At 45.1% G+C, this 7847-nt stretch carries 11 protein-coding genes; all 11 read right to left on the bottom strand.

What is annotated here, in order from left to right; genetic code table 11:
* Positions 1-26 precede the first annotated feature (26 nt).
* A complete protein-coding gene (locus tag QOX44_RS17830) occupies positions 27-371 on the bottom strand; it encodes a hypothetical protein (RefSeq protein ID WP_283685168.1) in 345 nt (114 codons plus the stop codon).
* On the bottom strand, positions 358-1752 hold the full coding sequence (locus tag QOX44_RS17835) for a DEAD/DEAH box helicase (protein ID WP_283685169.1): 1395 nt from the start codon (positions 1750-1752) through the stop codon (positions 358-360). The genes QOX44_RS17830 and QOX44_RS17835 overlap by 14 nt, the downstream gene beginning before the upstream one ends.
* Complete coding sequence (locus QOX44_RS17840) at positions 1749-2150, bottom strand: hypothetical protein (protein WP_283685170.1); 402 nt, start codon at positions 2148-2150, stop codon at positions 1749-1751. The genes QOX44_RS17835 and QOX44_RS17840 overlap by 4 nt, the downstream gene beginning before the upstream one ends.
* 332 nt (positions 2151-2482) lie before the next feature.
* Positions 2483-4399, bottom strand: coding sequence for a DUF927 domain-containing protein (locus tag QOX44_RS17845; RefSeq protein ID WP_283685171.1), 1917 nt, complete (start codon positions 4397-4399; stop codon positions 2483-2485).
* The gene (locus QOX44_RS17850) at positions 4329-4979 is read right to left on the bottom strand and encodes a CHC2 zinc finger domain-containing protein (protein WP_283685172.1); all 651 of its coding nucleotides are present in this window, start codon (positions 4977-4979) and stop codon (positions 4329-4331) included. The genes QOX44_RS17845 and QOX44_RS17850 overlap by 71 nt, the downstream gene beginning before the upstream one ends.
* The gene (locus QOX44_RS17855) at positions 4939-5547 is read right to left on the bottom strand and encodes a hypothetical protein (RefSeq protein WP_283685173.1); all 609 of its coding nucleotides are present in this window, start codon (positions 5545-5547) and stop codon (positions 4939-4941) included. The genes QOX44_RS17850 and QOX44_RS17855 overlap by 41 nt, the downstream gene beginning before the upstream one ends.
* Positions 5548-5549: 2 nt before the next feature.
* Positions 5550-6203, bottom strand: a complete 654-nt coding sequence (locus QOX44_RS17860) for an AAA family ATPase (RefSeq protein ID WP_283685174.1) — start codon at positions 6201-6203, stop codon at positions 5550-5552.
* Positions 6203-6811, bottom strand: coding sequence for a hypothetical protein (locus QOX44_RS17865; protein ID WP_283685176.1), 609 nt, complete (start codon positions 6809-6811; stop codon positions 6203-6205). Before QOX44_RS17865 ends, QOX44_RS17860 begins: the two co-directional genes overlap by 1 nt.
* A complete protein-coding gene (locus tag QOX44_RS17870) occupies positions 6804-6992 on the bottom strand; it encodes a hypothetical protein (protein WP_283685177.1) in 189 nt (62 codons plus the stop codon). The genes QOX44_RS17865 and QOX44_RS17870 overlap by 8 nt, the downstream gene beginning before the upstream one ends.
* Before the next feature lies 1 nt (position 6993).
* Entirely contained in the window at positions 6994-7497 is a 504-nt protein-coding gene (locus QOX44_RS17875; RefSeq protein WP_283685178.1) for a siphovirus Gp157 family protein, read from the bottom strand.
* 22 nt (positions 7498-7519) lie between these two features.
* The gene (locus tag QOX44_RS17880; protein ID WP_283685180.1) at positions 7520-7732 is read right to left on the bottom strand and encodes a hypothetical protein; all 213 of its coding nucleotides are present in this window, start codon (positions 7730-7732) and stop codon (positions 7520-7522) included.
* Between the last annotated feature and the right edge of the window lie 115 nt (positions 7733-7847).

Raw genomic sequence — 7847 nt, forward strand, 5'->3', positions numbered from 1 at the left:
CCCGGCCGGAGGCTGGCTCCTTTCTTTTATTTCATTTCATCATCAAAAAATATCCAAAATATTAAAAACAATGATTTCAGAAGCGCATCTTCATTGCTTGCATTTACACGCCGTGTTATCTCATCATGTAGCCATTCATATTCCTTTCCAGTCGGCGCATATACACTCTCTGCCATCACTTCCTGTAACTGCTTACAGGCATTGACGTATCGCACACGCAGTTCGCACTGTTTCTCTCTTAAATCGCTGCATAGTCGCTCATAAGATTTCCGGTACTTACCCTGCAACTCCTCTTCTGACAAAGATGCTTCATTTTTTGCCTTTACAGCCGACAGCCGCCGCACCTCCAGCATTAGTTCATAAGTCTTCAATAATGTTGCACCCCGCCTTCCGATAACTCGTTTTCCTCCGTCTGTATTGGTTTACACAGAACGCTATATCATCTACATAGTCATAACATACGGCGTCCGTTTTACCATCAAACGTCCGTGCAATCCTCCCGATGCTCTGCGTCACAACAGCGTAATCTTTTTTCGGCGTTGTGAGATATAAGCGATCAAGCCGCGGAATATCAAGTCCTTCTTTCGCCAGACTATACGACGCGAACAGATAATGCTTATTGCCGTTTCTCATATCCTCAATCGCCATTTCACGCTGCACCTTTGCCCGTTTGCTTGTCATACCGCCATCGATCATTACTGCCTGACTGCGTATTTCATGCGGCAGCATGTCCATCAGCATATGCAGATGAATTAGTCGATCAGATAATACCAAGTTGTAATGATTCCTGTTTTTAAGCATATCAGCAATGATCCCCTCGTTGCGTTCCCTTTGATTCACCAAATACGGGATCAGCTTTGCATAAACGATTGTCCCGTCTGTATCCTGACAGCTCCGGTCAAGCTTAATACCTGTGCCCACCCGGTGCACTTGTACCTGCATCGTCTTTTCTGTTACCGCCTCATCCGGCACACAATGCCCAACCTCTCCGATGATTGCAAAAGTGCTCTTGATCATTCCGTCTGATCGATGCACCGTTGCGCTTAGTCCGAACTTATGCCGTGCTGCAAGATTGCTCATCACTTTATAAAACATCCGCATGCTTGTCGGTGTTCCTGCGACACGGTGGCACTCATCTACGATAATCACATCCCATGTGTATTTATATTTCTGCAGGTCAAGTTTGCTCAGTGTCTGTACCGTGGCAAATGTCATATGTGTCCCGATCTGCACTTTTCCTGACGCGATTTTTCCGAGTGTTGATGCTGGGAAGTACTGTGCCGCCCTGTCATAAGACTGCGATAAAAGATCCTGCGTATGCGTCACCCACAGCATTTTTCGCTTCAGCTTTGCTGCCAGTGCAATACCCATCTGTGTTTTTCCTGATCCGCAAGGACTTTGCAGAATGCCGTTCCCCGCGTTCATCATCACCCGCACCGCATCTTCCTGATATTCATACAGCGGCACCTTCCCCGGATAATCTATACATCCGTTATCTGCCAGATCCTCGATCACCTCTGTATCCGCACTCAGATACGGAGTAATAATGCCGCCTGAGCCGCAAGGAATGATCACCTGATCGCCATCAACGCGATACAGGCAGATCCACGGATCCGTTTTTCCGGTCCATAATCCCATACGTTGCTTTTTTACATATTCCGGATTCGGCATTGTCAGCTCCCGCCGGATATCCCTTGTCAGCTCCACCGGCGCGCTTTGAATACGAATCTCATTGCTCACTGTTACTCTCATACTACTTCTAACCACTCCTTTACCGACACTGTACTCTCCACGATCATCTTCCCTGATATTCCGGCATATCCCTCCTGTCTCATCTCCGCCGCTATCGTATACGGCAGGAGACGAATACCAAGAAATGGAAACTGTATTGCAAACAGTCCTTCATGATTCCCACAACCCTGCCACAATTCCATTGCAGCTTCCTGATTCGGTTCAATTCTGGAGAATAGGAATTTTTCCGATTTGCAGTCTTTACAGTCAAATACGAATGTTTCTCCGTGCTTTGCGGCTATTATGTCAAATGGCTGACCGTTACGATTATCATTCAGGACGTGCGCCCAAAATCCGTGTTCTGCAAGCAGCTGTGCAAATTTACGTTCAAATATACTTCCATTACTCTTATTACTCATGTTATAATTACCTCAATGCCTGTCTTACTGTTTGCGAAAATAACTTACTCGTTTTTTTTGCCCCAGTCGGACAGAAAAATCCAGTAAAATCAAGGGTTCCAAGCACTGTCTTACCATCTTACATAAAAACCGGAAACATACATGTATATTTTTATAGTATATTTGTATACAATATGTGACATATGTATTCTTCTCACGTCATGTATATTTACAATTGGTAAGACTGGTAAGATGGTAAGACTATACATTATAAAGCCTTATTTTTACGTACTTTTTTGTCTTTCAAAATGTCTTACTGGTCTTACCAAATGAGCGAAAATCAGTTGTAATTGTCAGTCAAAAGGCAGTTTTTCTTGTTCATAATCATCCAATTTAACAAATCCATCTTTGCTTATATCTTCTGTGACTATTTTGATGTAACTTGCCTTTATCCCGTACACTCGGGTCTGATGGACGTATTTTCCTTGGGAGTTTTTCAGGATCTTCCCCTTTGCTGCCCACTTTTTGCTAATCGCAGAATAATCAAATCCGTTCTTTTCAAGGAATTCACACAGTACGTCCTTATTTATGATTACTACCGGCGGTTGACCGGATTTTCCGGGTTCCTCATCAATACGCCCCCACACCTCGCCATACCGGTTTGCTGAATCCGGAACGTTCGGGTTTAAGAAACGCACCGGATTTTTAGCAACCCAGTTCATTACCGCCTGATAAGAGCGCTCTGAAATATCCACCTCTCCTGCGCTTCTTAGATATTGCTTTATATCTTTTACTGTAAGTGCTGTTTCCTCTGTAAAAATAAGTTCTGTCAGAATCCTGTCTGCTACCAGAATACACGCCATCGCCATTGCCTGTTTTTCCGTCGTATCAAGCTTGCACATCGCATCAAAATACGACTTGTATTCTTCCTGCAGCTTGCGTATCTCTGTATTCTGTAGGTATTCCACCAGAATTCGACCTGCAAACCCGTAGTTTTCTGTAAGTACAGATACGGTATGGTTTCCGTCATCCAGAAGCTTTTCCTCGACTTCGATCTCGATAACACGGTTTTTACTTCCTGCACGGCTGTTATTCTTCGTGATCGGCTCCTCGCCGGTAAACAGGTAGCTGCATTTCCAAGTCTTTGTCTCCTCTACGCCACCGGTCGCCCGACCGCGCCCTCGGTCAATACCCTCCGTGATCTGATAAATGAGCTGATCAAAATTCGTCATCCACTTATCCTTCATCGTCTGCAGCTCATCACCGGCATACGGAAGACTGTATAAAAATGCAGATGTGCGCATAATACCGACTTTAGTCGTATTCATAGTCTTAACAAGACCGCCCATTTTGGGATTGCCCCAGATCGACATTGCCGCCATGATGGCGACTGTTTTGCATGTACCGGATTCCCCGGACCAGATATGGAACACGAATGGAAGCGTATTTAACAGCTCGATCAGGACACTGGCAGCGCTGGCGGCAAACGCCATGCGTACCACCTTGTTTTTACGTAATACGGCGCAATGGTCGCGCCACAGCTCATAGTTTCCGCCGCTTCTTATATTCCTGAATATCGGCTCGTAATCGCGGTCGCCGTCATATACAATATCATTTGCGTATGGCATAAATTCTGATCCACACCACCCAAGACGGTTGATCGCTTTGACAGGCTGCAGCTTCGCTGGATTCAGCCCTATGCAGTCACTAATATAGCGTACGAGGTATTTCGCGTTTTCGCTCGTCACTTCTACGCCGATCCGACTCAATACCTTGACGATTGACGCATTGTCTGCACAAACCTCGCGGCTTACTGTTACTGCCTGCCATTCTCCATATTTAAAATATGCCAATTTTACACGCTCTTCGCTCGTATCTACGTTTTTCAATATCTGAATCGGAAGAATCGGATGCGCGCATGCCATGATTCGGACCGGAAATCCTTTTGTATCCATTTTTTCCGTGTAAACTCCACTGTCTCCTGCGATCCAACCGCTACAGCCAAGCTCTATCGGCTGTCCGGTAAACTGTGTGGTCATTCCGGTTTCATGCATTTTCTGCTGATAATCTGTAAAAAATGCCTTTAATATCGAGTTGAATTCGCTAATCCGCTTCATCTGGCGTGCAATGCTCCTCGCCGCCTCAATAAACATCGTGCGCTCCACGACATTATCAATTTCAAAAATCCTGTAAAACAATTCATCCGGAAACGGTCTGTCTTTCTCCATTTCCCGGAGTCCAGCGATCAATTCGCTGTTCGATTGTTCCAATCCATTTCACCACCTTCTTGTCCGCATACAGCTCCTGCGGGCATTCCTTTAAGCAATCAAGCCTGTAATCCACTAACGTAAGCATCTGTAAGGCCTCGTCAAACAAATCAGTATACGGGCATCTGAGCGCTTCACAGAGCAATATCCTGTATCGGCTTAATACATTCGATGCCTGACTAGTAAATCGCTCTAATTCCTGTCTTCGCCGCACACGCTGTTCCCGCTCCCGCTTTTCCCTGTATGACAGCTCCTGTGTTTTGATCGGGAGTGCAAAGTCTTCAATTATCTTCTGCGCAGCCGCTTCGTTATTTAATCCATATAGGCGCGATACAAATTTAATAACATCTCCACCGGAGCCGCATGAAAAGCAATAATATCCCCTGTCATGCGGATAAATCTTCATGCTTGGATGTCCATCATTGTGGAATGGACAGAGGCAGCGCCCCTGCCTGTCCACCTGATAGCCATAGTATTCTGCTGCCTGCCGCATGCCGACCATACGCTTGATATCTTCATAATCTTCTTTTGTCAGACGCATATCAGTTAAACGGCAATTCTTCGTCCATGCTCTCCGGCACATTCACGAATCCTGTATCATGTTGCGGAACACCGCCAATATATGGTGTATTGTTCCTTGCCTGCTGTGTATCACTATAGAGCTTGTCTTCTGGAGTTTCTGCGTCCTTCAAGCCCTCAATACTGCGTATCTGAATGATCTTGGTTGCCCACTTTAGACTGCCATCCTGCGCCTGAAACTGTTCACGCCCCATAACTGCACCAAACTTTTTCCCGGTAAGCGTTTTTTCATTGTTCTGCACGCCCCAAGGAAATGTATAGCCTGGATTTGATTTTTCAATACTGGTCATCAGCCCCTTGAAAAATGGGAGACTTGAACCGTTCATGATCTGCTTATGTACGCCCCGCCATTTTGCATCTGAGGAATTAGCACGCGCTGCATCATACTGAGACTTGTAAAAATCTTTCTGCTCTCCTTCCGCAATATCAAACAAAACAACCAACTTGTTTTTTCCGTTCTCCTCAACCGCAGCAGCCTTCTTCACTACACACACATAGCAGCCTGCTGGCAGTGTTCTTGTTTCCCCTGTAAATGCCCATGATTCATCGTATCCCTGTGGTTTCTGTATCATCTTTATGCCTCCTGACTCTTATTCTTTAAATTTTCAATTTCGTAATAATTCCGAATCGCACCATCGACTGCCAGCAAATCGTTTGGTATCTCAATATCCTCAAACATGCCTTCAGGAGACTTACTGATCGCGCTGCCGTCCGACTGGGTAATAAATTTATGCTCAGACAGGTTATTGACACATCGCAGCACAATCGTAAACATACCTTCCAGACAGATCTTATCGTCCAGCAATTTCCCAATTGTTTTTGCTCGGATATTTCCAAACTCGTCTGTATCTTCATGCATGACTACGTATACAATCTTGTCATCCGGCATCTGGTTTACGATAAATTGGATCAGGTTCCAGAAATTATCCCCGAGAGTGTTGTAAAGCCCGAAGATATCGTTTCCTTTTCCTTTTGCACTATGATTACGCATAAAATAATTCGTGATCAGATACCCGGCATCATCAATGACAATAGATTTTGCCGGTGCGCATTTAAGCGCTTTGAGCACGACTTGGTAATCGTCTGTATTCCAGCCGTCTATTTTCCCCCGAAACGGAAGTGGCTTGTTTAGCACCCTGATCAAGTTAAAATCTTTTCCTACGCAGTTTTTCATACTGGCAGATTTCCCGCTTCCGGATTTCCCAATAATCAACACTGGTATTCCCATCACTTCTCCTCCGAAAAATCAATTCCTGACAATAGACTCATAATCTCTTGCGTTTTTAAATCTCCGATTTTTACAGTACAAAGGGCAAGGGCTGAGTACTCATTTTTCCAATAAACAATTTCTGCGGCATCATTTTTCGCACACGGCCCCATTGGTGGATTTTCGCCAAATCCATCTGGATACTGTTCTGCAACACCGAGATTTGAAAGATCAATTACCTTGTAAAGATCCTCCGAGAGGGCTATTGTATTGTGTGTCTGCTTATTCTGAAGGATTCGGCATTCCGTGTATTTGCTGCCGTACACAACAGGAGTTACTGTAAACGGTACCGTAGCTTCGCGAAACTCTTTCGGAAGATTTAAAAAATTGTCTTCAATAATCATTTGCACCGGCTCGTTTTTCTCTGCCCTAAAAATTTCTCCGTCTTGTGGAAGATGTCCAACATGCTCCATAACAGATGCTTTTACCCAGTTTGGCATATACTGCTCGTCTGCCCATAAAATCCAACTATTACCTGCCAGTACAAAACCACCAAATACTCTTCCAACCTTCACCCCGTTGGAGTTATAGGCTGTTTTAATCCATTTTTTAAATATCGTCTTATTCAAAAACATTCTTATCCTCCTTGCTGCACTCTATCCCATGCCGTACAACATCCAGCACGACCGTCATTTCATTAAAAGTCAGATGCCATACATTCGATACCATCAGATCTGTAACCTTGGATGCTATTTTCATCAGCTGGTTTAATCTGTATGGCGACATTTCCTGTAAAAATTTCTCGTCCATATCATCTGATCCTCAAACTCTTTCCGCGCGGTTCCAGATGCGCCCACTCAACGTCCTTTTCCGCAAGCAAGTTTCTGATGGCATCTTTGTCCGGCACCGGCGGTTGCGGAATAAGATATTTTCCAGGTATATCTCCGATATTATCTGTAATTGTGAGCGGCTGCAGCCCTCCGTTTGTTGCCACGCTAAAACTAAACAATGCTGTCTTAAATTTCGTTTTACCGATAAACTCGAGATTTGCCTGCAGGTTCTGCTTTAACTGTCCAGAACGGTTTTCAAGTGACCGGCGCCGTGCTGCAAGCCTGTCCTCTTCTTTCTTTAACAGCTCAGCGTCTGTCTGCATAATCCGGATCAGCTTCGCGTAGTTGTCTGCCTTATCCTCGATCTCCCCTTCGATAGACTCCAGTGTATCCATGATTGTCTGCTCATCTGTTTCTCCGTCGTAAAGCATGTTCAGTACGGCATCGTACTGCTCTGTAAGTTCGTATAATGATATATTTCCCATTGACTTCTCCTTTGCATTTTGTCTATAATAAAGTTGAGTTATTTGCTGTGTCCCGATCTTGCTTGCCGGCGGTCGGGACATTTTCTTCATCCGGAAGCAATATTGCAATCGCATACAGGATTCCCTCTGCCTTTGCGACATCTACTACATCTCGTTTTGGCAGATGCTCCCACTCTTCGATCAGTGCCTGCAGATCCGCATCACTCACGAGATGCTCTTTCTTTGATTCTTCCATGATGCCTCACCTTTCTGTCCTGATGTATGTCCGCCGCGATCGCCGCCGTCCCCAGCACCCAGTTATAAAGCGCCATCATCGCGAATATGTACGCCCAGTCGCCTTTTGTCATCCA

This window comes from Parablautia sp. Marseille-Q6255 (assembly GCF_951230155.1).
In the GTDB taxonomy this organism is placed as follows: domain Bacteria; phylum Bacillota; class Clostridia; order Lachnospirales; family Lachnospiraceae; genus Choladousia.